26 protein-coding genes are annotated in these 26,392 nt (G+C 45.9%); 17 read left to right on the forward strand and 9 right to left on the reverse strand.

Annotated elements, in window-relative coordinates:
* The first annotated feature begins 123 nt into the window (after nucleotides 1–123).
* Both MHI54_RS09630 and MHI54_RS09635 read left to right on the forward strand, forming a co-directional pair.
* Nucleotides 124–573 carry a flavodoxin gene (locus tag MHI54_RS09630; RefSeq protein WP_095216978.1) on the forward strand — a complete coding sequence of 150 codons (450 nt, stop codon included), beginning with the start codon at nucleotides 124–126 and terminating at the stop codon, nucleotides 571–573.
* Nucleotides 561–1,598: a ribonucleotide-diphosphate reductase subunit beta gene (locus tag MHI54_RS09635; protein WP_095216977.1), complete on the forward strand. Its 1,038-nt coding sequence runs from the start codon at nucleotides 561–563 to the stop codon at nucleotides 1,596–1,598. Before MHI54_RS09630 ends, MHI54_RS09635 begins: the two co-directional genes overlap by 13 nt.
* A 21-nt stretch (nucleotides 1,599–1,619) precedes the next feature.
* On the opposite strand, the gene MHI54_RS09640 is transcribed toward MHI54_RS09635, so the two are convergent.
* Complete coding sequence (locus tag MHI54_RS09640; RefSeq protein ID WP_340081365.1) at nucleotides 1,620–2,477, reverse strand: PRD domain-containing protein; 858 nt, start codon at nucleotides 2,475–2,477, stop codon at nucleotides 1,620–1,622.
* 56 nt (nucleotides 2,478–2,533) lie between these two features.
* Here MHI54_RS09640 and MHI54_RS09645 point away from each other — a divergent pair, with 56 nt between their 5' ends.
* The 7 genes from MHI54_RS09645 (at nucleotide 2,534) to menC (ending at nucleotide 7,458) form a co-directional block, all read left to right on the forward strand.
* Nucleotides 2,534–2,725, forward strand: a complete 192-nt coding sequence (locus MHI54_RS09645) for a hypothetical protein (RefSeq protein ID WP_095216975.1) — start codon at nucleotides 2,534–2,536, stop codon at nucleotides 2,723–2,725.
* 178 nt (nucleotides 2,726–2,903) lie between these two features.
* Entirely contained in the window at nucleotides 2,904–3,440 is a 537-nt protein-coding gene (locus tag MHI54_RS09650) for a TetR/AcrR family transcriptional regulator (protein ID WP_158221579.1), read from the forward strand.
* Nucleotides 3,437–3,757, forward strand: a complete 321-nt coding sequence (locus MHI54_RS09655; RefSeq protein ID WP_095216973.1) for a multidrug efflux SMR transporter — start codon at nucleotides 3,437–3,439, stop codon at nucleotides 3,755–3,757. The genes MHI54_RS09650 and MHI54_RS09655 overlap by 4 nt, the downstream gene beginning before the upstream one ends.
* A gap of 13 nt (nucleotides 3,758–3,770) precedes the next feature.
* Nucleotides 3,771–4,121: a multidrug efflux SMR transporter gene (locus MHI54_RS09660; RefSeq protein ID WP_095216972.1), complete on the forward strand. Its 351-nt coding sequence runs from the start codon at nucleotides 3,771–3,773 to the stop codon at nucleotides 4,119–4,121.
* A 217-nt stretch (nucleotides 4,122–4,338) separates the two neighbouring features.
* Nucleotides 4,339–5,007 (forward strand): GntR family transcriptional regulator, encoded by a 669-nt coding sequence (locus MHI54_RS09665; RefSeq protein WP_255374716.1) that lies wholly within the window; start codon nucleotides 4,339–4,341, stop codon nucleotides 5,005–5,007.
* Nucleotides 5,008–5,061: 54 nt separating this feature from the next.
* Nucleotides 5,062–6,309, forward strand: coding sequence for an MFS transporter (locus MHI54_RS09670; RefSeq protein ID WP_095216971.1), 1,248 nt, complete (start codon nucleotides 5,062–5,064; stop codon nucleotides 6,307–6,309).
* A gap of 21 nt (nucleotides 6,310–6,330) precedes the next feature.
* Nucleotides 6,331–7,458, forward strand: coding sequence for an o-succinylbenzoate synthase (gene menC / locus MHI54_RS09675; protein ID WP_095216970.1), 1,128 nt, complete (start codon nucleotides 6,331–6,333; stop codon nucleotides 7,456–7,458).
* Nucleotides 7,459–7,509: 51 nt separating this feature from the next.
* Here menC and MHI54_RS09680 read toward each other — a convergent pair whose 3' ends face one another.
* The 3 genes from MHI54_RS09680 to MHI54_RS09690 are packed head-to-tail and all read right to left on the reverse strand — an operon-like array spanning nucleotide 7,510 to nucleotide 10,472.
* The gene (locus MHI54_RS09680; protein ID WP_095216969.1) at nucleotides 7,510–8,514 is read right to left on the reverse strand and encodes an iron ABC transporter permease; all 1,005 of its coding nucleotides are present in this window, start codon (nucleotides 8,512–8,514) and stop codon (nucleotides 7,510–7,512) included.
* Nucleotides 8,511–9,506: an iron ABC transporter permease gene (locus MHI54_RS09685; protein ID WP_095216968.1), complete on the reverse strand. Its 996-nt coding sequence runs from the start codon at nucleotides 9,504–9,506 to the stop codon at nucleotides 8,511–8,513. The genes MHI54_RS09680 and MHI54_RS09685 overlap by 4 nt, the downstream gene beginning before the upstream one ends.
* A gap of 42 nt (nucleotides 9,507–9,548) precedes the next feature.
* Nucleotides 9,549–10,472, reverse strand: a complete 924-nt coding sequence (locus MHI54_RS09690; protein WP_340081366.1) for an iron-hydroxamate ABC transporter substrate-binding protein — start codon at nucleotides 10,470–10,472, stop codon at nucleotides 9,549–9,551.
* A 209-nt stretch (nucleotides 10,473–10,681) separates the two neighbouring features.
* On the opposite strand from MHI54_RS09690, the gene MHI54_RS09695 reads away from it, so the two are divergent.
* Entirely contained in the window at nucleotides 10,682–11,728 is a 1,047-nt protein-coding gene (locus tag MHI54_RS09695; protein ID WP_095216966.1) for an NAD(P)/FAD-dependent oxidoreductase, read from the forward strand.
* Between the two features lie 112 nt (nucleotides 11,729–11,840).
* Here MHI54_RS09695 and MHI54_RS09700 read toward each other — a convergent pair whose 3' ends face one another.
* Complete coding sequence (locus tag MHI54_RS09700) at nucleotides 11,841–12,899, reverse strand: tartrate dehydrogenase (RefSeq protein WP_340081367.1); 1,059 nt, start codon at nucleotides 12,897–12,899, stop codon at nucleotides 11,841–11,843.
* 397 nt (nucleotides 12,900–13,296) lie between these two features.
* Here MHI54_RS09700 and MHI54_RS09705 point away from each other — a divergent pair, with 397 nt between their 5' ends.
* A complete protein-coding gene (locus tag MHI54_RS09705) occupies nucleotides 13,297–14,613 on the forward strand; it encodes a hemolysin family protein (RefSeq protein ID WP_095216964.1) in 1,317 nt (438 codons plus the stop codon).
* Between the two features lie 320 nt (nucleotides 14,614–14,933).
* Here MHI54_RS09705 and MHI54_RS09710 read toward each other — a convergent pair whose 3' ends face one another.
* Together MHI54_RS09710 and MHI54_RS09715 are read right to left on the reverse strand one after the other, a co-directional pair.
* Nucleotides 14,934–16,463, reverse strand: coding sequence for an MDR family MFS transporter (locus tag MHI54_RS09710; protein WP_095216963.1), 1,530 nt, complete (start codon nucleotides 16,461–16,463; stop codon nucleotides 14,934–14,936).
* The gene (locus tag MHI54_RS09715) at nucleotides 16,460–17,347 is read right to left on the reverse strand and encodes a TetR/AcrR family transcriptional regulator (protein WP_095216962.1); all 888 of its coding nucleotides are present in this window, start codon (nucleotides 17,345–17,347) and stop codon (nucleotides 16,460–16,462) included. The genes MHI54_RS09710 and MHI54_RS09715 overlap by 4 nt, the downstream gene beginning before the upstream one ends.
* Before the next feature lie 316 nt (nucleotides 17,348–17,663).
* Between MHI54_RS09715 and MHI54_RS09720 the strand changes: the two genes are divergently transcribed.
* From MHI54_RS09720 to MHI54_RS09735, 4 genes are all read left to right on the forward strand, one after another.
* On the forward strand, nucleotides 17,664–18,431 hold the full coding sequence (locus tag MHI54_RS09720) for a DeoR/GlpR family DNA-binding transcription regulator (protein ID WP_340081368.1): 768 nt from the start codon (nucleotides 17,664–17,666) through the stop codon (nucleotides 18,429–18,431).
* Entirely contained in the window at nucleotides 18,431–19,717 is a 1,287-nt protein-coding gene (locus MHI54_RS09725) for a four-carbon acid sugar kinase family protein (protein WP_095216960.1), read from the forward strand. Before MHI54_RS09720 ends, MHI54_RS09725 begins: the two co-directional genes overlap by 1 nt.
* A 14-nt stretch (nucleotides 19,718–19,731) precedes the next feature.
* Nucleotides 19,732–20,742 (forward strand): 4-hydroxythreonine-4-phosphate dehydrogenase PdxA, encoded by a 1,011-nt coding sequence (gene pdxA, locus MHI54_RS09730; protein WP_340081369.1) that lies wholly within the window; start codon nucleotides 19,732–19,734, stop codon nucleotides 20,740–20,742.
* A gap of 97 nt (nucleotides 20,743–20,839) precedes the next feature.
* A complete protein-coding gene (locus MHI54_RS09735) occupies nucleotides 20,840–22,186 on the forward strand; it encodes a gluconate:H+ symporter (protein WP_340081370.1) in 1,347 nt (448 codons plus the stop codon).
* Between the two features lie 43 nt (nucleotides 22,187–22,229).
* Here MHI54_RS09735 and MHI54_RS09740 read toward each other — a convergent pair whose 3' ends face one another.
* Nucleotides 22,230–23,042, reverse strand: a complete 813-nt coding sequence (locus MHI54_RS09740; RefSeq protein WP_340081371.1) for a TSUP family transporter — start codon at nucleotides 23,040–23,042, stop codon at nucleotides 22,230–22,232.
* A gap of 177 nt (nucleotides 23,043–23,219) precedes the next feature.
* Here MHI54_RS09740 and ftsW point away from each other — a divergent pair, with 177 nt between their 5' ends.
* Together ftsW and MHI54_RS09750 are read left to right on the forward strand one after the other, a co-directional pair.
* Nucleotides 23,220–24,359, forward strand: coding sequence for a putative lipid II flippase FtsW (ftsW, locus tag MHI54_RS09745; RefSeq protein WP_340081372.1), 1,140 nt, complete (start codon nucleotides 23,220–23,222; stop codon nucleotides 24,357–24,359).
* A gap of 2 nt (nucleotides 24,360–24,361) precedes the next feature.
* Complete coding sequence (locus MHI54_RS09750) at nucleotides 24,362–25,534, forward strand: FtsW/RodA/SpoVE family cell cycle protein (protein WP_340081373.1); 1,173 nt, start codon at nucleotides 24,362–24,364, stop codon at nucleotides 25,532–25,534.
* A gap of 50 nt (nucleotides 25,535–25,584) precedes the next feature.
* Here the strand turns inward: MHI54_RS09750 and MHI54_RS09755 are convergent, their stop codons facing one another.
* On the reverse strand, nucleotides 25,585–26,328 hold the full coding sequence (locus tag MHI54_RS09755; RefSeq protein ID WP_340081374.1) for an SDR family NAD(P)-dependent oxidoreductase: 744 nt from the start codon (nucleotides 26,326–26,328) through the stop codon (nucleotides 25,585–25,587).
* Between the last annotated feature and the right edge of the window lie 64 nt (nucleotides 26,329–26,392).

A 26,392-nucleotide genomic window follows, 5' to 3' on the forward strand; every position in this document is an offset into this window, starting at 1 on the left:
ATATATAGTTTTCTTTGTTAAGATAGAGGGAAGAGAACATCTATCGAATCGACACGCTTTATGATAAAATGATGAACAGACTGGACTGATACGATGGTACTTTCTGATAAAGGAACAGCAACGATGCAAAAATCCCTCCAAACAAAAACCTTACTCATTGCATATGCTTCAGTCAGTGGCAACACGGAGGAAGTTGCCGAGCTGATTGCGGGAGAATTGAACCAAAAGCAGCAAGACGTGACGCTCTATTGCATCAATGGCAATGAGCCGTTTCCGCATGTTCCGGATTATGATGCGATGCTGATCGGCACGTATACATGGGGCTCAGGCGATACCCCATTCGATGTAAAGGATTTTGTGGCGGATGTAGGATATAAGCCAGAGAATGTATTTGTCTTTGGCACAGGAGATACGCAATTCGGCGGAGACGATATGTTTTGCATGGCGGCGGACAAGCTGGCAAAATTTTATCATTCACCGATTGCACCGCTCAAGATCGAGCAGTCACCAAGGGGATCTCAGGAAGAAGAAGTATTGGAATGGACGAGAGGAGTATTGGAATGGCTAAATTGATGAAGGCTGCGGTGCTTGAGCCGAAGCATCCAAATAAATCTACTGCATTATTCAACGGGGAAGCAAGCGGAATCCTGCATTGGGATAATGTTGCATACCCGCATTTCTATGAATTGCGCAAAACGATCCGCGGTCTGTTCTGGACTGCAAATGAAGTGAATATGGTGGCAGATACAAAGCAATTCGCTCATCTATCGGAGCAGGAGCGTACAGCATTCCTGAAAATCATCGGTTTGCTTGCGACATTGGACGGTCCGCAAACGGATATCGCCTCCAAAATCGCTGCTTATTCGACAGATCCTAGTGTCAAATCTATCCTGGCAACGATTGCCGACCAGGAAAGCGAGCATAATCACAGCTATACGTATGTACTGGCTTCTGTTACAAATTATGATAACCAGATTGCATCTTTCAATGAAGGGCGCACGGATAAAGTATTGCTTGAACGCAATGAAAGAATTGCGGCTGTATATAACGAATTTGCACAAAATCCGACAATCGAAACAGTCCTTAAAGCAATGGTTTACTCAGCTCTATTGGAAGGCTTATTCTTCTACAGCGGGTTTGCGTTCTTTTATAATTTGGCACGCAACCAGAAAATGGTCGGCACTTCCACGATGATTTCTTATATCAATCGGGATGAACTGCATCATGGCCGTTTCATCAGTGAATTATTCCGAGCAACGCTGGCGGAAAATCCGGAGTATAACAACGAGGAATTCATTGAGTGGGTATATGATCAATTCCGTCATTCTGTCGAGCAGGAAACAAGATGGAGCCGTTATGTACTTGATGGTATCGATGGCATCAACTTGGATGATATGGAAGGCTACGTAAAATATCGTGCAAATAAAATGCTGCGCATGCTCGGACTAAGCGAGATTTACGAAGGCTATGAAAAGAATCCGATGAAGTGGATCCGTGCTTACACAGATAACTTCAACGGTACAAAATCCGATTTCTTCGAACAGAAGTCCCGCCAGTACACAAAAACCAGTGACCTGAACGGGTTTGACGATCTATAAGAACAGCAAAGAGCCAGCCGGTCACGGCTGGCTCTGGTTATATACTTCTTTCTTTTGTACAACCCGGTGTATGTGAATGGTCAGGTAAAGCAAATCCTCATTGGTAAGCTGCTCCTGATACATCTTTTGGATATAGGATTGGATTTTCTGCGCACAGGAGAAGGCTTTGCTGTAATTGACCTTCACCATCTCGAATAAACTATTATCTTCCTCTTTCTGGCTGCGATGGTTCAGGATTCGCTGAGCAAAAAATTTCAAATGGGTAACAAATCGATAATAGGCAAGCGACTCTTCGTCATATTCAATGCCAAAATGAAATTTTACAATGTGAAGGACGTCCTGGATGAACTTTGTGATATTGATCATGACTGGCATATCTTCGTTCATTTGTGCATTGACTATATGCAAGGCAATGAAGCCTGCCTCATCTTCAGGCAGAATGATACCGACTTTCTCGGCTATGATCGATAGGGCGTGCTGTCCGATTCGATATTCATCTGGATAAAAACGTTTTGTTTCCCAAAGCAACGCGTTCTTTATATCAATTCCCTGCTGAAAACGTTCTACAGCATAATAGATGTGATCAGTCAAACTTACATAGATATTATCGTGTATCTTCTTGTTGGTGTGCTGTTTGGCGTATCGGATGATCTCTTCGGATACCTCGACGAAAGAAAGCGGTATTTCAGCCAATAATTCCATCAGCCGTTTATTCATTTCCTTATCATCGAGCTTGAATATCTTCTCGATACGGGACTCATCCACTTTATCACCGGCTTTGCGGCCAAAAGCAATACCCCGTCCCATGATGACAAGCTCATGTTCCTGCTCGTCCAAGACGGTGATGACATTATTATTCAACACTTGCTTGATCTGCATCAGGATCACCTATTCCTTAAAAGAGGATAATCTATCTAGGTCTATAGTATAGGAAAATGAGAACGATTACAATCGCCATTGCCTACAAAAAAGTGAGCGGCTCGATCATCTCCGATATTCAGGCCATTTCATCCCCATCTTCCTATCGTTGGATTGATGAACCGGGATCCAGAGAGCTTAAAGGAGAGATGTATCAACTTCCCTTGGTGCGCTCTATCTTCTGGATTGCCGGAATTATCGATCCTTAGTTTTGTCTTTGAGGATGGATCGCTATCAGAGGATAAAGGGATGTGATGCTGCTGATGCAGCCCTTTTATTCGCTGAGGGCTCATGAGAAGCAGGGTGATGTTTTTTGAGATGGATTGCCAAAATCAGATGCAGATGTTATTTTGTTGCTATACCGTCTGGACGGTTAGGGGTGAAAGAATGAAAACACAAGATAGAATCTTGGACGCAGCTGCTAAGCTCATCCTTGAAGAGGGCGTCAGTAATGTCACGCTTGAAAAAATAGCCAAGCGGGCAGAGATCAGTAAAGGCGGCTTGCTATATCATTATCGTACAAAGGAATCTCTATATCAGGAGATGAATTTGACTGCTATAAGAGAATTTGAAGAAACGATTGATCGTTATCTTAAAGAAAAGCCAAATGGGAGAGGAGCTTATACAAGGGCTTATGCATTAGCCACGCTGGAGGATATCCAAAAAGGGGCAATACATCGAAGCAGCGCGCTTATTTCCATCTTTAGCGACCATCCAGAAATCTTGGAGCTCTGGAAAGAAGGTTATTCGAGATGGCAGCAGCAGCTCGAGCAGGACGGTTTGGAATGGGAAGAGATGGCTACGATTCGCTTTGTCTGTGATGGGCTATGGTTCAATGAGATGTCTGGAATGACCAGCACATCGGCCTTTGCGGCAGAATTAATGCACAGGCTGCTGGACCGGATGGATAAAGGAGGAAAATGAAAATGGGTTATTTATTCTTGGCGGCTTCCATACTGTTTGAAGTTTTCAGCTCGACAATGCTGAAATTATCGGATGGATTTAAGCGGCTGCTGCCTATCATCGGCATTGTAGTGGGCTATGGCATAAGCTTTTATGCATTGTCGATTACATTGCAATCGTTGCCGCTAGGGGTGGTTTATGCTACCTGGAGCGGGGTCGGGACGATTTTGACGGTTGTGATCGGTATATTGCTTTTCAAGGAGAAAATCAATAAAAAAGGAGCACTGGGCATTGCTATATTGCTTGTCGGGCTTATATTGATGAATTTATCAAAGTAAAGGAAGATGTGGTATGAAAGCAGGTTTATTTCTTGCAGCGGCAATCATATTGGAGACGATTGCTTCTTCCATGCTGAAAGTATCCGACGGATTTTCTGTATTGCTTCCATCTGTCATTGTGGTGATCGGATATCTTGGAGCATTCCTATTTTTATCTTTTACGCTGAAATCCATGTCTTTGTCCACAGCTTACGCAACCTGGTCGGGAGCAGGGACAGCACTCACGGCGATGATCGGAATAGGGTTTTTCGGAGAATCGGTATCACTGATGAAATTCAGTGGATTGATATTGGTCATTGTCGGCTTGGTGCTTCTCAATACACAGCATAAGGAAGCAAAAGAAAAAGAAGCTTCGGCTCAATGAAATAAGAGGTACTGCGCAGACGGTACCTCTTATTTTTTCAGCACATATATTAGCAGGATACGCATTTCTTGAAATCAGGGCATGGCCCTTTTGTATTCAGCGAGAAGATTTCCGTAAGAAAATTTAACAGAAAACTTTGAAAATTATAGCGAGGCAGATAAGATTAGTAGTAACCAATTGAGTCGACAATCGACGGAGGATACGTTTCATAAGGCAGGTGTCTCGTATAAAACAACTTGATTTAAGTAAGCAGGGACTTTCTTATATCATCTCAGAATATATCATGGAACAAATCATAACAGGCGAATTGAAAGCGGGAGATAAATTAATCGAAAGCCAATATGCTGAACAATTTGGGACAAGCAGAGCCCCTATCCGGGAAGCTTTCATCCTTTTGACAAACCAAGGGTTATTAGAGAAAATCCCTCGTAAAGGTACAGTCGTGCGTGGTTATACAAAAGCTGATATATCGGATATTTTGGAACTTCGCATTGTCCTGGAAGAGATGGCGATGAGCCGCATCATTGAAAGAGGGATCATATCTGATTGTGTTTTGAAAATGGAAGGGATACTCATTCAAATGCATGTCAATCAAAACAAAAGTGATTATACCAAGCTTAATTATCTCTTCCATCAATGCATTATCGATATGGCGGGTAGCAGCATCATCAAGAAAATGTATGAAGGATTGGGAATATCCCTTTTGGGACTGCAGAGCTTAACATTTTCAGACAAGCAAAATGTAGCTAAATCGATCAAAGATCATCGTGTCATTGTTTCTTTGCTGAAAGAAAATCAAGCAAGCGAAGTGGCTGCCTTACTTCAGCAGCACAACAAGGATTTACTGCACCATGTCAAGCGGCGTATCCATGCGGGAATGAGCTGATCGAAATGATCAGCTTCCATATAAAGTCGACAATCGACTTAAAGGAGGAACAAGATGAAAGCATTCTTTTCCAGGCATTCTGCAGGCAAGTATTCCGTGTTGGTTTTATTGTTCATCGGATGGTGCATTTCGTATATTGATCGAGCAGCAATCAGTATTGCATTGGCATCCATCGGCGCTGACTTCAATTTGGATTCTTCTGTTCTTGGAATTGTATTAAGTGTTTTCTTCATTGGTTATGCCGCCATGCAAATACCCGGAGGATGGCTTGCTGATCGATTTGGTTCAAAGAATGTCATTCTTTCAGCAATCTTGCTCTGGTCTGTTTTTACAGCAATCACTGGACTTGCATGGTCATTGGCTTCCCTTATTGCCATTCGTCTGCTTTTTGGCCTGGGGGAAGGAGCTTATCCTTCTGCCAGTATCAAGGGTCTCGCTGAAAACTTCCCGAAAGAGCAGAGGCCTAAAATGTCCTCTGTCATGCTTTCTTCCAACTACATTGGAAGTGCCATCGCTCCTTTGCTGGTAGCCCCGCTTCTGTTGGCTTTTGGGTGGCGGAACTTGTTCTTTATCATCGGAATTGCTGGAGTGGTGTTTGCACTAATATATTGGTTTTGGGTTAAACCTGTAAAACCGAAAAACATGGATCAGATACAAACCGGCCAAGCAATAAAGAAAACCGAAAAGGTACCACTCAAACAGCTTTTGGCAACCCCGATCCTTTGGCAGCTTGCGCTGATTTGGTTCGGCATGAGTCTCATCAATAAGGGGCTGGATTCTTGGATGCCGACCTATTTGCTGACGGAAAGAGGACTGGATTTAAAAGCTATCGGACTGCTTACCCCGCTTCCTTTCATCGCTGCTGGAATTTCAACAGCAATTGGCGGATGGGTGATGGTGAAATTTTTTGACGGCAGGGAAAAAATCCTTTTGATAACAAGTGCTTCCATCACTGCTATCTTCCTTTATTTCATGTATACCGCTCAAACTGTAGGATCCGTCATTGCCTTTCAAGGCATCGTCTATTTCTTCAAATCATTTGTATTGGCAACCACAATGGCATTGCCATTGAAAATTTTATCAGGAAAAGTTGCCGGTTCTGCTGCAGGTGTCATCAACCTGTTTGGTCAATCAGCTGGCTTTGTTTCCCCTGTCATCATTGGAATCATTGTCGAGGTATCCGGTTCTTTTGGCTCTGCATTTTGGTTTTTGATTGTGGCGGCATGTTTGTCCGTTGCAATCAGCTTCATGCTTAACACACGGAAGCATCGTCATTCCAATGCCAATGTACAAGCAATTTAATATGGAGGAGGAAAATGAAAGATGAAAATCAAAAAAATAGTGCTGCGTAAACTGAAAATGGATTTGAAGAAGCCATTTCTCGTAAGCTTTGGTGAATTGAAACATAAGGATTTTATTGTTGCCGAAGTACATTCCGGGAATCACATTGGTTATGGGGATTGCTCTGCTATGCCGTTTCCTTACTACAGTGAAGAGACAAATAAGACTGCTTGGCATATTCTCGAAGATTATCTGATTCCCTTGATTTATTCGCAGGAAGAGATCACACATCCGGAGGAAGTATATCATCTTTTCAAGCATATACGAAGAAATAATATGGCGAAATCGGCGCTGGACTGCGCAATCTGGGATTTATACGCCAAAGAACAAGGCATTCCGCTTGCGCAGGCATTGGGTGGTGTACGCAAGCAGGTGGAGACCGGTGTAAGCATCGGTATTCAGGAAAGTCCGGAGGCATTGGTGGAAGTCGTCAGACAGCATCGTGCGGAGGGTTATAAACGGGTAAAGGTAAAAATCAAGCCCGGCAGTGATCTTGCATTCCTGAAAGCTGTACGCGAAGAATTCCCTGAGGTCATGCTGATGGCCGATGCAAATTCTGCCTATACATTAAAGGATATCGGATTATTTAAGGAACTCGACAAGCTTAATATGATCATGATCGAACAGCCGCTTTCCCATGACGATATTGTAGACCACGCCAAGCTTCAAGCGGAGGTAAACACGAGAATTTGCCTGGATGAAAGTATACATTCAGTCGAAGATGCCAGAAAGGCGATAGAGCTCGGGAGTACGGGGACAATCAACATCAAAGTGGCACGTGTCGGAGGCTTGACTGCAGCTAAAAAAATTCAAGCGCTTTGTGCAGGATACGATATTCCGGTTTGGTGCGGAGGCATGGTGGATTCGGGTATAGGACGAGCCCATAATATAGCGGCAGCCACCCTTCCAAATTATCAATTCCCAAACGATATCCCAGCTTCAGACAGATACTATATACAAGATTTCGTTACACCGGATGCAGTATTGGACAGTGAAAGCAGGATTCACGTGTTGGATAAACCAGGAATCGGATTTGAACCAATCCCTGATATCTATGAACGATATACGTATGAAAGGAAGGAATTCCTTCGTCCGAATGTGCTTGTTTAATAAGCAGAAAAGACTCCTCATGTACATGGAGGAGTCTTTTCAGTATAGTGACTATTTTTTCAGCAATAGATAAAGGAAGTACGGAGCACCAATAAAGGCCACGACGATACCGGCAGGCAGGCCGTCAGCAGTCGCGATATTCCGTCCGATCGTATCTGCCAACAGCAGGAGCCAGCCTCCGATCAAGGCAGCGACGGGAAGGACATATTGATGTCTCGCGCCGACAAGTGCACGTGCAATATGGGGTGCCATCAGCCCGACGAAGCTGATGCCGCCAGCAACGGAAACGGCTGCTGCCGCAATGGCGACCGCTGCCACCAGCAATATGATCCGATCCCGGGTCAGCTGGACGCCGATGCCGACTCCGACTTCTTCGCTTAGGGCCAATACGTTCAGCCGATTCGCCATATAAAGGGTCAACGGAAAGATGACAATGATCCACGGCAGCAGTGCAAGGACGAATGGCCAGTCCGTCCCCCAAATATTCCCCGCCAGCCATTTGGCTATGAAATCGACTTTTTCCCTATCGGCCGAGGATATCAAGACGATCATCATACCTGAGAGAGCCATGGAAAAACCGACTCCGACTAATACAAGTCGAACTGGCTGCAGTCCATGTCTTTTACGATAAGAAAACAGGTAAATCAGCATAGCAGTCACCAGCGCGCTGGCAAAGCCGACAAGAGGCAGGACATAAGCAAAGTTTCCGGCATCGATCGGCATGAACAAAAAGAACACGGCGATACCTAGCCCAGCTCCTGAGTTGATCCCGATGATACCAGGGTCGGTCAGGTCATTCCGGGTGATGCCTTGCAGGATTGTACCGGCCAGTGCCAATGCCATCCCGGCAAGCAGCGTGACCGCAATGCGGGGGAGCCGCACATCAAATAGGACAAATGATTCGGGAAAGGTCCCATTACCGAGTAATGTCGGCAGTAAACGATCATAGGAAAGTGAAGCAGGACCAAGTCCCATCCCAATGATGATGGTGACCAGAATGAGGGCAGCCAATGCGATCATCAGGATGGCCTGTCTGCTTTTTTTAGCTGTTTTCATGAGTAAGCCCGACCTCCCCGATGAACGATGAATAAGAAGAATGGCAGACCGAGCGCAGCTACGATAGCTACAAGCGGCGTTTCATATGGTGCATTTACCGTCCGGGCAGCTGTATCAGCCAAAAGCATGAAGGTTCCGCCGGCAAAGAAGGACAACGGCAATATATAACGATAATCCGTCCCAGCAAAAAAGCGGACGATGTGAGGAATCATCAAACCAATGAAGGTCATGTTTCCGACCAATGCGACAGATGCCCCTGCCAGCAGGATGGTCACAAGGAATAACAGCGCTTTGATTGCGAATGTCTTCTGACCAAGTCCGACAGCAACCTCATCACTCAAACTGAGCAGTGTCAGCTGATGGGATAGGAATAGCGATAATAGGATGCCTGCCAGTATGATCGGTATGATGAGCTGCAGCTGTGTCCAATTGACGCCGACCAATCCTCCGGCTGTCCAGGCAGAGACTTGCTTGGACAGTTTAAAGCTCAAGCCGATAGCTTCTGAAACTGCATATAACAGGGCGGACACAGCAGCGCCTGCCAGCACGACCTTGACCGGGGAAAGGCCGCCCAGGCGGAGGGAACCGATCCCGAACACAAGACCGGCACCGATGGCAGCGCCGATGAAGCAGGCGATGATGATGACGATATAATTCGCATCGGGAATGAAGGCCATGGCAGCAGCGAGTGCTGCATTGGCTCCAGCTGTCAAACCGAGCAGTCCTGGGTCTGCCAGCGGGTTTCGGGTCAATCCTTGCATGATGGCACCTGCCACAGCCAGGGCAGCTCCGACGAAGAAGGCCCCGATTTCACGCGGCAGCCTGTTTTCGCGGATGACCAGGATATCATCGTTGGTATGGCTGCTGAATAACGCATTCCATACATCACGTAAGGAAATATCAGCCGCTCCAAGGGATAAAGCCAAGACAAATGCCGCAATGGATAAAATAAGTCCAATGAAAAGTTTCAAAGCAAATGGTATGTTCTTCATCAGCCACGCATCTTTCTATGTAAGGATAAGGGAAAGAGCTTCCTATTTTCCTAGGAAGCTCTCCTTGATGAACTCTAACTGGTAATCCAATGTATTGGAGTCGTTAAAGTAAAAGGCATTTCCGTCCACTTCATATACCCGATCATTTTTTGCAGCAGCAGTGTTTTGGAAGGATTCGGAGTCTTCAACGGATGTGTCTGCATCATCGAATTTACTGAAGATCACATAGTCGCCCATGTACTCTGGCAAAACTTCTGTCGATAATGCGAAGTAGCCAGCCTCCAGTGCATCCTCTTTCACCTTCTCGGGCATATTCAAGCCCATCGCCTGATAAAGCACTTCGGTTCCGCGGCCCCAGTTATCGCCATATACATAGAGCTGTTTATCGAAGTTCTCCACCACGGACACGGTTGCATCGGGTCCGATATTCTCCTTGATCTGTTCACCGGCCTCTGCAGCACGCTTTGTGAAATCATCGACCCAAGCCTGTGCTTCGTCCTCTTTGTTGACCAGCTTGCCGATTTCCACATGCTGATCGAGATAGTTCAGCTTACCGTAAGTGAAGGTCACTGTAGGGGCAATTTCTTTCAGTTTATCGAGATTTTTCAAGCTTGAGAGTCCGATGATCAAGTCAGGTTTGAGCTCGATGATTTTTTCTAAGTCATCCTCGGTGACTTCCTCTGCGTCCTTCAAGGCATCTTTAAAACGAGGATTCTGCATGGACCACGCATCGGCACCGACAATCGGTACATCCAGATCGATCAAATCACCGACATATGAAGAAAGAACGACAACACGCTTCGGATCAGCGGGCACTTCGACCGGTCCATCCTCGGAATCATATGTAATCATTTCGCCTTCATTGTCAGCTGAATCCGCTTTCTTGTTGGAATCAGCGGAATCGTTGCTGCCGCATGCAGCCAATATAAGCAAAAGAATAAATAAAGCCGGAATTAATTTTTTCATTATGTATGTCACTCCTCATACTAATAGGGGGGTGCCCTGTTAGGGGGACAGGGCACCAGGGTTATACGATGAGAATGAGAATGATTATCAATCTCGCTTGATTCCATAATAAAGGCAGAAAATTCGGATGTCAACATTGATTTTGAGATTTATTTTCGGTATATTTAAATGAGAATGATTATCACTATCGTTTTGAAGGAGGAATCAGTGTGCAGGAAGATTGGCTATATGATGTGACGATCATCGGTGGAGGTCCCGCTGGATTATATTCCGCTTTCTATAGCGGGCTGCGGCAAATGAAGACAAAGATCATCGAGTTCCAGCCTTATCTGGGCGGTAAGCTCCATGTTTATCCGGAAAAGATGGTCTGGGATGTGGGCGGAGTGCCACCGCTTCCAGCTGGCAAACTGATAGATCAGCTCACCGAGCAGGCAATGACCTTTGATCCCGATGTGGTATTGAACGAAAAGGTAACGAGTATCAAACGCAATGAAGAGGATATATTCGAACTCCACACAGCGGGCGGTGTAACGCATTATTCGAAAACAATCATCGTGGCTGCAGGCGGCGGTATCCTTAATCCGCAGAAGCTTTCCATCGAAGGCTGCGAAAAGTTCGAGGTTGCGAATCTTAATTATACGGTGAAAGACATGCAGCGCTTCCGGGATAAGACGGTCATCATCTCAGGCGGCGGTAATTCAGCGGTCGATTGGGCCAATGAATTGGAGCCGATTGCGAAACAAGTATATGTCACCTATCGGAACGAAGCTTTAAAAGGACATGAAGCGTCTGTAGAGCGTCTTATGTGCAGCGGGGCACGCTGCTTCCTGTGCACTTCGATTACGAAGCTTGTTGCATGCCCGAATCAGCAGCATATCGAGCGGGTCGAGCTGACGAATCATGAAACCAATGAAATTACGTATTTACCGATTGATGAGGTCATTGTCAATCACGGCTATGACAGGGACATGGATCTGATTCAGAACAGTGAAGTGGATATCGAGCTAGTGGATAATTACTACATTGCAGGAACACCAAGCGGCGAATCTTCCGTACCAGGACTGTTTGCTGCAGGGGACATCCTGAAACATGAGGGTAAAGTCCACCTCATAGCCGGCTGTTTCCAGGATGCAGCCAATGCAGTCAATAAGGCCAAACAATTTATCGAGCCTTCCGCAGACGAATGGGGGATGGTTTCTTCCCATAATGTATTATTCAAGCAGCGGAATCGGGAGCTGGCGAAGAAATTAGTCTAGAGCGCAGATGCGCTCTTTTTTATAGCGGGTTATGAACATAATCCAATTTACAGCAACAATAATATTTCAAGAAAAGGAAGCTGGCAGAAAGCAGCTTCCTTTCTTGATGGAATTATAATTTATGGACCCTTTCCACGATCGCTCCAGTTACATCCTCCGTTCCATACGCACCGCCAAGGTCAGGTGTCAGGATTCCGGCTGCTGTCACGTCTTCTATGATAGCCAGCAGTTCATCGCCGAGTTCTTCCTCGCCGAAATGATCAAGCATCAGCTTTGCCGTCCAAATCTGACCGATTGGATTGGCGATTCCTTTGCCCACGATATCCGGTGCGGAGCCATGCACTGGTTCGAACATCGAAGGGTATTTACCGTTCACATTGATATTGGCTGCTGGTGCAATCCCGATACTTCCCATGATGGCGGCGCCTATATCGGTCAATACATCGCCGAATAAATTGCTGGCGACAATGACATCGAAGCGCTGCGGCTGTGTGACGAAGAAGGCGGCCAGGGCATCGATATGCTGGCTGTCTGTCTCTATATCCGGATAATCTTTTTTAACGGATTGAAAGACTTCGTCCCAAAACGGCATGGAATGAACGATTCCGTTGGATTTCGTTGCGCTTGTGACATGCTTCCTGCGTTTTGCGGCCAGCTCAAATGCATAGCGCATCGCTCTTTCCGAACCGCGTCTTGAGAATACTGCGTTTTGGATAGCCATCTCTTCCTCGCCGCGGAAAATCCGTCCGCCAATTTCACTATATTCACCTTCACTGTTTTCCCGCACCACCAGCAAATCGAAATCCTTCGGGTTGGCAAGCGGGGAAGTAATACCCTTCAGCAGCTTGGCGGGACGGATATTGATCACTTGCTCGAATTCACGGCGTATTTTGATCAGCATGCCCCATAGGGAGACATGATCCGGTACAAGCTTTTGGTTCCCGACAGCACCGAGGAAGATAGCGTCTGCATCCTGCAGTCTGTCCAATGCATCATCCGGCATCATCCGGTCATGCTCCAGGTAATATTCACAGCTCCATGGATATTCGGTGAAATCGAACTTCAATCCGCCATGCACCTCGGAAATCGCTTTCAAAACAGTCTGAGCTGCCGGAACCACCTCTTTACCGACTCCATCCCCTGGCAAACTGGCTATTTTTAAATTCTTCATAAGTCTCCTCCTAATTTTCATCTGTGTTTCCTGCTCTTTTCACGGAATTTGTCCTGTGAGACAGTGGCGATATGTTAAACAATGGAAAGAGCATTTTGGCTCCATGGTTGATAGCGGTTACTTTTATTCTACATGAATGAAATAAAGTTCGAAAATAATTCACGCTGATTTGATTGAAAATACTGTATATATATTTTATAATCTCGCTAAGCTAGCATAAATGAACGGAGAAACAGGCCTCCATCCCGGTAACGAGATGGGGGTCTTTTTTCAAACTGGAAAGGAGGCGATTCCCTTGGGAAGGTGAAGGTTTTGAATATATTGCCGCTGCGGAAGAAGACCCCAATATAGACAGTAAGCATAATACGGAGGTGAACCCCTGTAAAAGGGGGAAAATTTGGACCCATTATTAATACTCAATCTAGCTTTAGTCGCCTTGTTCATCATTCTGACGGCATTCTTCGTCGGTGCCGAATTCTCGGTCGTGAAGGTACGTATGTCACGCATCGAACAGCTCATCGAGGAAGGGAACAAGAACGCCTTAGTCGTACAGAAGCTTGTCCGTGATCTCGATTACTACTTATCTGCCTGTCAGCTTGGAATCACTGTCACTGCATTGGTACTTGGTGCATTGGGTGAGCCGACTGTCGAGAAGATATTGCACCCGGTATTCGATTACTTCGGTTTATCAGAATCTCTTTCTACCATTCTTTCATTCGCCATCGCCTTTGCGGTCGTGACTTTCCTGCATGTCGTCATCGGTGAGCTGGCTCCGAAAACCTTGGCTATCCAATATACAGAGAAGATGACGCTCATCCTGGCGCGTCCGCTATACTGGTTCGGAAAGCTGATGGCACCTTTCATCTACACACTGAATGGATCTGCACGCGTATTCCTGCGCATGTTCGGCGTGAAGCAGGTTGCGCATGAACAGGCCCACTCCGAAGAGGAACTGAAGATCATCATGGCACAAAGCTTCCAGAGCGGTGAAATCAACAAGACTGAGCTGGATTATATGGAAAACATTTTTACATTCAACGATCGCGTCGTAAAGGATATCCTTGTACCGCGGACACAGGTCATTGCAATCTCCGATGCTATGACTCGCAAGGAAATCCAGGAAGTGATGGTCGAGCACCAATATACACGTTATCCCGTTTCACAAGACGGTGATAAGGACAGGATTTATGGCTTTGTGAACGTCAAAGAAATGCTCACTGATTTCACGTCCAGGGAGGATAAGGAACTGGAAGATTTCATTCACCCCATACCGACGGTGCATGAAGGAACGAGTCTCAATGATACACTGCTGACTATGCAGAAAAAGCGTGTCCATATCGCGTTAGTCGTCGATGAGTACGGCGGAACTGCTGGCATCGTGACGATGGAGGATATGCTGGAGGAAATCGTCGGTGAAATCCGTGACGAATTCGATGCCAATGAAAAGCCGGATATCCAAAAGGTTGCTGAGGATAAATACCGTTTGAATGGCCGGGTGTTGCTTGAAGAAGTGGAGGAGCAGTTTGACATTCGTTTTGTAAATGAAGCGGAAGTCGATACAATCGGCGGCTGGATGCTCACCAATCTTCGCAATATCGAGGAGCATCGACTCATGGAAGCCCATGGCTTTGAGTGGGAAATAACCGAAATGCAAAATCACCAAATCGTGGAAGTGGAGATGCGCAAGCAAAACCAACCCAGTACCATAGGTTAATGTGGAAATGAACACCTTTCCTGCTGAAATCGGTTAATGAGCCGAATGATGCGGGAGGGTGTTTTTGCTAGTGGCATCATGCGATATTTTTAATTGCATCCTAATGGATTGCTTCCAAGGTGCAAGATTTATTACTGCGCTTGTAGTCTATCAAAGTAGATATTCTACCTCGTAATCCTAAAAGAAGCGCATCTTCAATAAAATAAACGCCGTCCTTATAAAGGAGCGGCGTTTATTTATTGGATGTATCTACTTTCTGCATTTAGTATCATATTCAAAGCAACATCTATGTTTTCCAGCGGGTGGATTACATGTGCAGGTCAAGCCTCGCGCTTTTCTTTCTCTTTATCGCTTTCGAGCTTCCCGTTGCCAATGAACAGGGCTGCAATGACTGCTGCGGCAATCAGTGCCGCAGAGACTAAGAACATGCTATGCAGGCCGCCGATAAAGATATTTACCAGTTCGTTGTAAATATCTGCAGGTACGCCTATTGGGTTGCGCAGTATATCTTGAATGTTACCGGAAAGTACACTTACCATTTCAGGGCTTTCACGGACGCTTGCTTCGATATCCGAAGACATTTGACTATTCAATACGCCGCCTAAAACACTGATGCCGATGGTGGCACCCAGGGATCGGAACAAATTGATGGAGGCCGTGGCGGCTCCGATATCTTCCTTTGGAACCAATTCCTGTGTCAAAGTGGTCAACGCAGGCATCAGTACACCCATTCCCAAGCCGATCAACCCAGCACAGCAGCCAAAGAACCAAAGCGATGTATCGGCTGACAGCGTGTACAGCATCAGGAATCCGCCCACCATGATCAGCAGACTCGTGACAAGCAGGTTCCTATACTTGAATTTTGTCAGGACAAAACCTCCGAATATCCCGGCGACCATGGCAGCAATCATCATGGGAAGCAGCATGTAACCGGATGCGGTAGCGGACAGCTGCTTTACATTTTGCAGATAAAGCGGAAGGAACGATATTGCGCCAAACATGCCAAGCCCCATAAAGAAGCTGACAATGGATAAGATAGAGGTGACACGGTTCTTAAACAAGTAGATTGGTAAAATGGGATCTTTTGTTTTCGTCTCGATCCATACAAAGACCGCGAGCAAGGATAACCCGCCGGTCAGCAGCGTGATGACAAGCGGGGAGCCCCAAGTATGACTCGCTGAAGCTCCGCCTTCACCGCCGGTCAAGACCGTCGTCAGCAATGTTGCTACGATACCAATGGAGAGTGTGATGGCTCCCCACCAATCAATGGATGGATTTTGCTTGTCGGTACTTTGCTGATACCCGAACCAGATGAAAATGGCAGCAATCAAAGCAATTGGAATATTAATGAAGAATATCCAATGCCAACTCAAGTTCTCTGTCAAAAATCCTCCGATTGCAGGTCCGATGATACTGGAAATCATGAACATGGATCCAAGGACACCTTGTATCTTGGCACGCTGTTCCACGGAATAGATATCTGCAATCATCGTAAAGGCAAGAGGCATCAAGGCTCCAGCCCCGATCCCTTGAATTCCCCTGGCAATGACCAATAGGACAATATCGTGAGCTAATCCGCATAGGATGGATCCTGCCAGGAAAAAGCCGAGTCCGATCAAATAGATTTTCTTGCGGTCGAACAAATCGGATAATTTTCCGAATATGGGAATACCGATCGATTCGGCGAGCATGTAAATGGCAACGACCCAGCTGTAAAACGCCAGGCCGCCCAGGTCGCTTGTAATCGTAGGGAGTGCTGTGGATACGATGGTCTGATCCAAGGAAGCGAACAGCAGCCCCAGCATAACGCCAATTGTAACCAGCGTCTTGTTGGTCCCTCTTTTTTTCATGAATTCCTCTCCGTTTCTTTATATGTAAATTGTATAGACTTCACTATCGGCTCGACTTCCTCTGATTGGGACAAGTAGTATAGCACAGAGTCTACAAGATATTCTCTCGGTCTGGACATTGAAAACTCTTGTTGCAGAAATGCTATGTTCGAAAGGTAATTATCCCTTTCTGATTCATCGATAGGGGCATTCAGAAGGATTTCCTCCATACGATGCAGCTTTTCTGACAAGGTATTTTCCTTTTTATGAAACATCTTATTTTCTTCCAGAATGAGTCTGTCTATTAAGGATGGCAGTAGGTGCAGGGATTGATGATGATCCTTGATGATTATTTTCATGGCCGCTGCAATGTATCGTGCTATTTGAACAAAATCAATATCATCTGTTCCAAAAATGTGGATAATCTCAAGCCATTCCTTTACCAATCCTTCATACGTGACAGCCATACTCCATAGAGAGCGATCATCCAAATCAGCTCCAAAAGCATGACGGAAATTCTTTTTATGCATGCGATATATTTCGAGCTTGTAAGGCTTTGCGTATTGTTTCATTTCGTCCAGTTCTTCTTCTGAGAATGCCTCGGGCACAGAAGCAAAAAGCTCATGATTGAAATGGAAATGGGAAAGAAACATTGCTATCTTTCTAATGAGTTTTTCATCGGCAGTCAAATTGCCGAGGTCTAACTCATCGTTTTTCCTATGCAGTTCTTCATGCTGTAAGTTGAGTGCATGAAGCAAAATTTCTTTTTTTGAATCAAAAACTTTATAAAGAGAAGCCTTTGAGATACGGCACTTTCGAACAATGTCTTCAACGGAGGTTCGGCTGTACCCCTTTTCTTTGAACAAGAGAACAGACGATTCGATAATCCTTTGTTTTATATCCATGATCTGCTCCTTTCTGCTTGGATTTTACAGTACCGACTAGTACTGAGTCAAATAAATTCCTTTAACTTAAATCAAAATACGGTACTGAATGGTTTCCTTCGGGGTGATACAAAACTGGGAAAACCATTCATTTGTAGTGCGGACAAGCGGAGGGAAGAAAATCTGGTTTTTCTAAGGTCTCCTGCAATTCGATGTTCAACTTTAACAATAATCGAATTAAATTTGATAATAAATAACAATAATATGTTGACTTTTAACAAAAATACGCCTATCATGAACACATAAGATGTTCATGATTAACAAAAGGTGATATAAAATGCAGCCAAACGAACGCAGGAATGTGATTTTAGAACAATTGAATAAAAACGAAAAGATAGATATCGACGCACTTGCCAAAGAGCTGGATGTATCTGCCATGACGATCCGCCGTGATTTGAATTACTTGGAGGAGCAAGAGCAGATCATCCGCACCCTGGGCGGTGCAATCCTGAACAAACCATTGGTAATGGAGTCTTCCTTTCAAACCAAGGAAGGAAAGAATGCACAGGAGAAGCGCTTGATTGCCAAACGTGCTGCTGAACTGGTGCAGGAACACTTTACCATCCTGCTTGATTCGGGGACGACGACACTCGAGATCGCCAAGCTGTTGAAGCACAAGCGCAATTTGACGGTCGTAACGAATGATATCAAGATTGCGGCCGAACTGATGGATAGTGAGGTCAAGGTGATTTTGACTGGCGGCGAGATGCAGAACAATATCGGAGCACTGTTCGGTCCGCTTACCGAACAGACGCTGCGCAACCTGCATGTGGATTTGTTTTTCCTGGGCGCCCATGCAGTGCATCTCCAAGTCGGTGTGACGGCGCCTACCTTTGAGAAGGCTTCCATCAAGAAGTTGATGATCGAGTCGGCGCAGGCTACTTGGCTGGTGGCTGATTCGAGCAAGCTGGATCAAAAGGCGTTGGCTAAGGTTTGTGATTTGGAAGCATTATCCGGTGTCATTTCGGATAGCGGAATAAGGTCTTATCACCCGGAAGAATTGACGGAGCTTTTGGAGGTCGTAGCAGCAGAGGGGGAAGCCTGATGAAGATTGGTGTGATTGCAGATGATCTGACTGGTGGTAATGGCACGGGTGTCAAACTGACGAAGCTGGGATATAACGTTGCGACGATGGTCTTTTACGACCATCTGCCCTCCTCGGATCAAATCAATGGCGTGATTGTCGATACGGATAGCCGCTATGTGAAAGGGGAGGTCGCGCATCGCCGGGTGAAAACGGTGGCGCAGAACTTGAAGAAGTGGGAAACGGATATTGTCTGCAAGAGGATCGATAGTACAATCCGCGGAAATATCGGTGTTGAACTGGATACCCTGCTTGATGAGTTGGGACCGCAAGCGATTGCGGTTGTCGTACCAGCTTATCCGGATTCGGGACGAATCGTCTCCGGCGGGTATTTGCTCGTTCATGGTGTACCGGTACAGCTTTCGGATGTCGGGAAGGACCCGGTCAAGCCGGTGACAGAATCGCATGTCCCGAAGCTGGTGGAAAAACAGAGCGAATACCCAGTAGCAAGCATTGGCTTGGAAACAATACTGGCCGGAAAGGAAGCCATCGAGCAAAAGATGGAGGAGGCAATCGATGCCGGTGCAAGAATCCTTGTCCCGGATATCATTACGAATGAGGACATCGATGCAGTGGCAGGGGCCATGGCGGAGCTTGAGGCTTACCAAATGGTGCCGGCCGATCCTGGTCCGCTGACAGCGGCATTCGCAAGAGCTTTCAGCCGCAAGCGGATGAAGGATAAGAAAATCATCGTCACAGTCGGCAGCGTAACATCCAACAGCTCCAGCCAGCTGCAATACTTGATCGATAAGACGAATTTGCGACCGATTTATGTTGATTCCAAGAAGCTGGCGACAGTGGACGGTATGTGGGATGAAGAGGTGGATCGAGTAATTGACCTGGCAAAGCAGGAGATGAGGAAGCAGGATATACTCTTGATCACCACGGATGCACCAGGAGCTGAAATCCTTGATTTGAAAACGCTTGCGGCAAATCAGGGTGTGAGTCAGGACGCATTGGCGAAGCGGATTGCTGATGGTTTGGGGAAAATCACGAGAGTGGTTGTACAGGAAAGCGAGTTTGAAATCGGCGGCTGTTTTTCCAGTGGCGGAGATGTAACCGCTTCACTTTGCTCGATCAGCAGAGCGGAAGGCATTCAGCTGATGGATGAGATCCTGCCGCTGATCGCTTATGGCAAATTCATCGGCGGTTATCTGGATGGCATCCCGATCGTGACCAAAGGCGGCACCGCCGGCGGGACGAAGGCGATTTATACAAGCGTGAAATATTTGGAAGCCAAATTCTAAGGAGGAAAAACACTATGTCTGAAAGAGCTATCATCGCAATTCCAATGGGAGATCCGGCTGGTATCGGACCGGAGATTACAATGAAGTCCTTAACGAAGCAAGAGATTTACGATGTGTGTAAACCACTCGTGATCGGTGATACAGCAGTGATCAAAAAAGCGATTGAAATCGTGGAAGCGAATTTGGAAGTGAATGAAGTATCTTCCCCGGCGGATGGACAATATGAATTGGGCACTGTCGACGTAATCAATCTGGACAACATTGATATGGAAAAGCTGGAGTACGGTCAAGTTTCCGCTCAAGGCGGTCAGGGAGCTTTCGAATATATCAAGAAATCCGTCCAGCTTGCGATGGATGGCCAGGTTCAGGCACTGGCAACTACACCGATTAACAAGGAGTCCTTGAAAGCAGCCAAGGTTCCTTATATCGGACATACAGAGATGCTGGAGGATCTTGCTGGATCGGATGATCCGCTGACAATGTTCCAGGTGAATGGCATGCGTATCTTTTTCCTCACTCGTCACCTTTCCTTGAAAGATGCCATCGCGCAGATGACGAAAGAAAGAGTGCACGATTACTTGGTTCGCTGTGATAAAGCACTGCAGCGCCTAGGTGTGGAATCCCGCCGATTTGCAGTGGCAGGCTTGAACCCGCATAGCGGTGAAGGCGGCTTGTTCGGCTGGGAAGAAGTAGAGGAAATCAAACCTGGTATCGAGCTTGCCATGAAGGAAGGCATCGACGCGGTCGGCCCGGTCCCTGCTGACTCGGTATTCTTCCAGGCCCTGAATGGCAAATACGATGCAGTACTTTCCTTGTATCATGATCAAGGACATATCGCTGCAAAAATGACAGACTTCCATCGTACTGTTTCCATCACGAACGGTCTGCCGTTCCTGCGCACATCCGTTGACCACGGTACGGCGTTCGATATTGCAGGTAAGAACATTGCGGAGAGCATCAGCATGGAAGAATGCATCAAGGTTGCGGCTGAATACGCGCCAAACTTCACACGTACAACGCTGTAAGAAGGCAATATACCGTCAGAAAGGAAGGATGCGTCAATCCTTCCTTTCTGACGGGCAATAATGAAAACACTTACAAATGGATTTGGGGGAAATCATCATGCCATTACTGATCATAGCTTTAGGTGTACTATTACTGCTCATCATGATTATGGGACTCAAGCTCAATACATTTGTTTCCTTGATCATCGTTTCCTTTATTGTTGCGCTGCTGTTAGGCATGCCGATGTCAGATGTCGTCAGCTCGATTGAAAGCGGTTTAGGCGGGACGCTCGGACATATTGCGCTGATCTTTGGTATGGGCGCCATGCTCGGCCGTCTGATTGCGGATGCCGGCGGTGCCAATCGGATTGCTACGACACTTATCGATAAATTTGGTGAAAAACGTATTCAATGGGCTGTCCTGTTTGCTTCTTTCATCGTTGGTATAGCCTTGTTCCTCGAAGTGACAATCGTCTTGCTCATACCGATCATTTTCTCGATTGCAAAAGAATTGAAAGTATCCATCGTCCATCTTGGATTGCCGATGGTCACAGCTGCACTTGCAACACACGCTTTTCTCCCGCCGCATCCAGGTCCGACTGCAGTAGCTGCGGAGTATGGGGCAAATATTGGACTTATGCTTATTTATGGAATCATCATAGCGATACCTACCGTGATTCTTGCTGGTATTCTATATCCCAAGCTGGCAAAACGGATCGTTCCGACTGCTTGGACACGTGAGGGCAGTGAATCCTTTGGCGTCGCAAAATCCTTTAAGGAAGAAGAGATGCCAGGTTTCGGTATCAGTGTTTTCACTGCACTATTCCCAGTCATCCTCATGGCAATCGGTGCAGCTGTGGATATCGCCCAAGCTGAAACTGGATTTGCTGACAATCTGTTGATAGAAATCATCCGTTTTGTGGGTAACTCCTCCACGGCAATGGTGATTTCCCTGCTGGTTGCGATATACACAATGGGGATAAGAAGAAATATCCCGATCAAGAGGCTGATGGATTCCTGTGGATCAGCCATCAATGCACTTGGAATGCTGTTATTGATCATTGGTGGAGGCGGAGCCTTGAAACAGGTGCTTATCGATGGCGGCGTTGGTGATTATGTTGCATCCATCTTTGCAGGCTCATCCATGTCACCGGTATTCTTTGCTTGGATGGTAGCAGCAATTTTGCGTATCTGCCTTGGTTCAGGTACCGTTGCCACGCTGACGACGGCTGGTCTGGTCATTCCATCCCTTGGAACCATGCCGGATGTGAATTTGGAGCTTGTAGCGCTGGCAACGGGTGCAGGAAGTGCCATTGCCTCCCACGTCAATGACGCCGGATTCTGGATGGTCAAAGAATCCCTTGGCATGACATTGAAAGAAGCTTTTGGTACGTATACAGTGCTTTCGACAGTCGTGGCTGTCTCGGGTCTTGTATTCACAATGATTCTTGATATCTTCATTTAAAACAATACAAAACGACACCCCGTCCTTGGACGGGGTGTCGTTTTTATAAGATGAACAGTGTGATGATCGCTAAGAATAGGCAATAGATGGAGAAATAAATCAACTTGCCCTTCTTCATGATATCAATGAACCATTTCAGCGCGAAATAGGAGCATACAAGTGAGGCAGCAAATGCCGCGCCATAAGCGATCAAGTTCTCAGAAGTGAAATTTTGGCTGAATAAGTCGGGAATCTCCAGGATGCTGGCTCCTAAACTTACGGGAATATAAAGCAAAAAGGAGAACATCAGAGCGGTATCCCGATTCAATCCTGTCAGCATGGCAGTCACGACGGTTGCTCCAGAGCGGCTGATACCGGGGATGAGCGCAATGGATTGCCCGATTCCTATCAATAAAGCTTCTTTCCACCCCATTTTGTGCATATTCTTCGTTCCTTTCATATTCCTGATGAAGAACAAAGATATGGCAGTCAGCAGAAGTGCAACGCCCACGGTGAAGGTGCTTTTTAGATTTTCCCCGATAAAGTCATTAAGAAGGAATCCCAGAACAGCAGCTGGTATCGTTCCGATAATGAGATAGAGGACGAGTTTGAAGTCATCCTTCTGTGAATCTTCCCGTTTCCAAAGGTATTCATAGGAGGAAACAGCCAACCTGGTGATTTCTGATTTATATACAAGTATCACAGCTATAAGAGAAGCAGTGTTGACCACCACTTCGAAGCTTAAGTCTTCGACACCCAAACCAAGCAGACGCTGCGCGATGATTAAATGTCCGCTTGAACTGATGGGAATCGGTTCAGATATTCCTTGTATGATGCCTAACACGATATATTTCCCTAGCATGATCCAAAAATCCATTTTTAAAATTCCTCTCCATTATTTATCCGGCTTTGTTTTCTACTTGCCTACGATATAGAAATGTTGAAGTTTTGTCAATATAATGGCCAGTGCATACAGATTGTGTTGACAAAGTGTCAACGCAATCTGTATGATTACGGAAGCCGGTGATCTTCTGGCCAATGTTTTAAATTGGAGATGCTTTATGTGTTATCTAAGATCAAAGAGGTAGATAAAACATTACTGTTTTTCATCATATGTATCTGTTTATTCGGCTTGATCATGGTATATAGTGCCAGTTATCCGTTGAGTTCTGTTAAATATGACGTATCAACCTATTTTTTCCATCGGCAGTGGATATCTTTTTTGATTGGCCTGTTTGCTATGTCTGTCGGTTTTTTCTTACCTTACAAGCTATACCGTCAATGGAATCCGCTTCTGGTCATAGGATCCATACTGGTTTTGATCCTCGTCCTCACACCTTGGTTTGGAGAATCGAGGAATAATTCCCAGCGTTGGCTGGAGTTAGGTCCTGTCACCCTGCAGCCAGCTGAATTCGTTAAGTTTACGATGGTCGTTTATTTTGCATCTGTGTACGGAAAAAAACAAAAATTGCTTACTAGTTTTAAAGAGGAAGTTCTCCCCCCGCTCTTGCTGCTAGGTACGGTATTCGTGCTCATACTCATGCAGCCGGACTTGGGGACTGCTACTTCCATCGCGATTCCCTGTTTCTTTATCCTGCTTTGTGCCGGCATCAAACTGCGTCATCTGCTCGCAATAGCTATGGTCGGTATTGGCGCTGTCATTTATTTAGCGGTATCTGCACCTTACCGGTTGGCACGTGTCTTATCCTTCCGGGACCCATTCAGTGATGCTGATGGAAAAGGCTATCAGCTGATCAATGGATATGAAGCCATTGCCTCAGGAGGAGTGTTTGGGAAAGGAATAGGGGGAGGCGTGCAAAAGCTAGGATTTCTTCCTGAAGCCCATACAGACTTCATCATGGCGGTGATTCTGGAAGAGCTGGGGACATTTGGATTGGCAGCGGTGTTCTTCCTATATTTCAGTCTTTTAATAAAAGGGGTATACATAGCTTTGCGGGCGGAGGATTCTTTTGGGACCCTGCTTACTATCGGATTTTTATTTCAGATAATGGTACAGGTAGTTTTCAACTTGGGTGCGGTTTCCGGTCTTTTGCCCATAACAGGGATCCCATTACCCTTTATAAGCTATGGTGGTTCCTCTTTGATAGTGAATCTGTTTACGATGGGCATTATTTTACAGATATCAAGGCATTCAAAGCAATATAGCATTTCCCTGGCGGAAAGAAGGCGTTAAATATGTTTTTAAAGAGATTGCGCTTAGGCGAAATCGATAAGGTAATCCTTACCATCGTATGTTTGCTGTGCGGAATCAGTATTTTATTCATTTACAGCACGCAATCCGGAGGTCAATTTGGCAGTCAGAACTTTGCGCTGAGGCAATCCATCAACTATTTGATAGGCTTTGCCCTATTATTATTGTTCAGGCTATTGGATTTGAATCAGCTTCGATTACTGGCTTGGCCATTCTATATTGTTTCGGTGCTGTCTCTACTTTTCCTGACTATCGCTCCAGAGTCGATAGCCCCTGATATATTAGGTGCCAAAAGGTGGTTCAGCATTCCGCTTGTGGGCTCTGTCCAGCCATCGGAATTTTTCCGGATCGCATTGATTTTGTTGACAGCTAAATTGATATATGATCATAAGGAAAAACATCCCAACCACGAAATGAAGGAAGATTTACTGCTTTTGGGCAAGATATTACTAATTGCCATTCCGCCTAGCTTGCTGGTTTACCAGCAGCCTGATACTGGTATGGTGATGCTTTATATATTTGCCATAGCAGCGATGCTCGGGATGATAAAACTGAATAAGGTTGTAGTGGGTATAGGCATCTTGGTACCAATGCTGCTCGTCGGTATGATCGTTTGTTTATTTCTCTTTAAACCAGAGATAATTTACGAGGATGTCATACCGAAGCTGAAGCCCCATCAGCAGGAACGGATCATTGGCTGGCTGGATCCGAGTGATAACCGCAACCAAGCTTTTCAAAGCTCAAGATCTGTCTTGGCAGTCGGAACAGGTGGTTTGACGGGGAAAGGGATAGAAGGAGGAAACGTGTATGTACCGGAGAAGCATACTGATTTCATCTTTGCATCCATTGCGGAGGAAGGTGGGTTTCTTACCGGATCGGCAGTCATTCTGCTCTTCTTCCTTTTGATAGGGAGGATCATGGAGATAGGGTCGAAGACGAAGGATACCTTCGGAACCTTTATATGTGCAGGTTTGGCATTAAGCCTGACAATCCAGATCGTACAGAATATCGGGATGGTGGAAGGAATGCTGCCGGTAAAAGGCATATCCCTCCCTTTCTTGACATATGGAGGCAGCTCTCTATTCTCTAATATGATTCTATTGGGGATGGTCATGTCCGTGCGGAATACATATGCCCACCAGTTCTTCAGCAAGTAAAATATTTCAAATTAAAAAGCCTGCAAACGCATTGCAGGCTTTTTTCCGATTTATTGAGCCAAGTATCCGCCATCCACTACAAGCGTTTCGCCAGTTACGAAGTCGTTTTCAGTCAAGAATACGATAGCGTGTGCAATTTCGCTCGCTTTACCAAGACGGCCGATTGGGTGTTTTGCAACGAGTCCATCGTAGAAGTCGCCAAGAGCTTCTTTGTTCACCATGCCGGATTCGACAAAGCCTGGATTGATAGCATTTACACGGATTCCTTTATCGCCATATTCGACTGCAAGGGATTTAGTCAATGTATTGACTGCACCTTTGCTGGCATTGTAAGAGAATGCGCCAGGCTGTGCCACGAATCCAAGTACAGAAGAGGTATTGATGATTACACCGCCGCCTGATTTCAGCATTTCCTGAATGGCGAATTTGGAAGCCAGGAAGATACCATCCTGATTGACTGCAATCACTTTGCGGTATTCCTCGTAGGATAGTTCATGAGTCGCACCCATGCCTCCGATACCAGCATTATTTACAAGAATATCGACTTGGCCGTAGTGTGCCACTGTTTGATCGATCAAGCTTTTGATCGAATCTTCGTCGGCAGCATTGAATGGAATGAATAAAACATCGCCGCCAGCGGCTTTCAATCTTTCTGTTTCCCTTTGGCCTGCTTCAGCATTATAGTCTGCAAGGACTACTTTGCCGCCTTTATTCACATATGCTTCAGCAGTGGCAAGACCAATACCGGATGCTGCCCCAGTTACGATTGCTACTTTCCCCTCGATTGTTGCCATTGTTCTCTACCCCCATTTTATTAGGTAATTTAACCTGCTACTTTATGATGAACTTCTTGCTTTA

The sequence above is a fragment of the Terribacillus sp. FSL K6-0262 genome (genome assembly GCF_037977385.1).
Lineage (GTDB): Bacteria > Bacillota > Bacilli > Bacillales > Amphibacillaceae > Terribacillus.

Excerpts from the sequence above, each read along its gene's own strand:
- MHI54_RS09700 (WP_340081367.1), bottom strand. The coding sequence starts at position 12,899 with ATGAAGAATTTAAAAATAGCCAGTTTGCCAGGGGATGGAGTCGGTAAA.
- MHI54_RS09685 (WP_095216968.1), bottom strand. The coding sequence starts at position 9,506 with ATGAAGAACATACCATTTGCTTTGAAACTTTTCATTGGACTTATTTTA.
- menC (WP_095216970.1), top strand. The coding sequence starts at position 6,331 with ATGAAAATCAAAAAAATAGTGCTGCGTAAACTGAAAATGGATTTGAAG.
- MHI54_RS09715 (WP_095216962.1), bottom strand. The coding sequence starts at position 17,347 with ATGGATATAAAACAAAGGATTATCGAATCGTCTGTTCTCTTGTTCAAA.
- MHI54_RS09670 (WP_095216971.1), top strand. The coding sequence starts at position 5,062 with ATGAAAGCATTCTTTTCCAGGCATTCTGCAGGCAAGTATTCCGTGTTG.
- MHI54_RS09680 (WP_095216969.1), bottom strand. The coding sequence starts at position 8,514 with ATGAAAACAGCTAAAAAAAGCAGACAGGCCATCCTGATGATCGCATTG.
- MHI54_RS09750 (WP_340081373.1), top strand. The coding sequence starts at position 24,362 with ATGTTTTTAAAGAGATTGCGCTTAGGCGAAATCGATAAGGTAATCCTT.
- MHI54_RS09720 (WP_340081368.1), top strand. The coding sequence starts at position 17,664 with ATGCAGCCAAACGAACGCAGGAATGTGATTTTAGAACAATTGAATAAA.
- MHI54_RS09650 (WP_158221579.1), top strand. The coding sequence starts at position 2,904 with ATGAAAACACAAGATAGAATCTTGGACGCAGCTGCTAAGCTCATCCTT.
- MHI54_RS09655 (WP_095216973.1), top strand. The coding sequence starts at position 3,437 with ATGAAAATGGGTTATTTATTCTTGGCGGCTTCCATACTGTTTGAAGTT.
- MHI54_RS09630 (WP_095216978.1), top strand. The coding sequence starts at position 124 with ATGCAAAAATCCCTCCAAACAAAAACCTTACTCATTGCATATGCTTCA.
- MHI54_RS09645 (WP_095216975.1), top strand. The coding sequence starts at position 2,534 with ATGAGAACGATTACAATCGCCATTGCCTACAAAAAAGTGAGCGGCTCG.
- MHI54_RS09690 (WP_340081366.1), bottom strand. The coding sequence starts at position 10,472 with ATGAAAAAATTAATTCCGGCTTTATTTATTCTTTTGCTTATATTGGCT.
- MHI54_RS09735 (WP_340081370.1), top strand. The coding sequence starts at position 20,840 with ATGCCATTACTGATCATAGCTTTAGGTGTACTATTACTGCTCATCATG.
- MHI54_RS09640 (WP_340081365.1), bottom strand. The coding sequence starts at position 2,477 with ATGCAGATCAAGCAAGTGTTGAATAATAATGTCATCACCGTCTTGGAC.
- ftsW (WP_340081372.1), top strand. The coding sequence starts at position 23,220 with ATGCTTTATGTGTTATCTAAGATCAAAGAGGTAGATAAAACATTACTG.
- MHI54_RS09740 (WP_340081371.1), bottom strand. The coding sequence starts at position 23,042 with ATGGATTTTTGGATCATGCTAGGGAAATATATCGTGTTAGGCATCATA.
- pdxA (WP_340081369.1), top strand. The coding sequence starts at position 19,732 with ATGTCTGAAAGAGCTATCATCGCAATTCCAATGGGAGATCCGGCTGGT.
- MHI54_RS09710 (WP_095216963.1), bottom strand. The coding sequence starts at position 16,463 with ATGAAAAAAAGAGGGACCAACAAGACGCTGGTTACAATTGGCGTTATG.
- MHI54_RS09755 (WP_340081374.1), bottom strand. The coding sequence starts at position 26,328 with ATGGCAACAATCGAGGGGAAAGTAGCAATCGTAACTGGGGCAGCATCC.
- MHI54_RS09635 (WP_095216977.1), top strand. The coding sequence starts at position 561 with ATGGCTAAATTGATGAAGGCTGCGGTGCTTGAGCCGAAGCATCCAAAT.
- MHI54_RS09725 (WP_095216960.1), top strand. The coding sequence starts at position 18,431 with ATGAAGATTGGTGTGATTGCAGATGATCTGACTGGTGGTAATGGCACG.
- MHI54_RS09660 (WP_095216972.1), top strand. The coding sequence starts at position 3,771 with ATGAAAGCAGGTTTATTTCTTGCAGCGGCAATCATATTGGAGACGATT.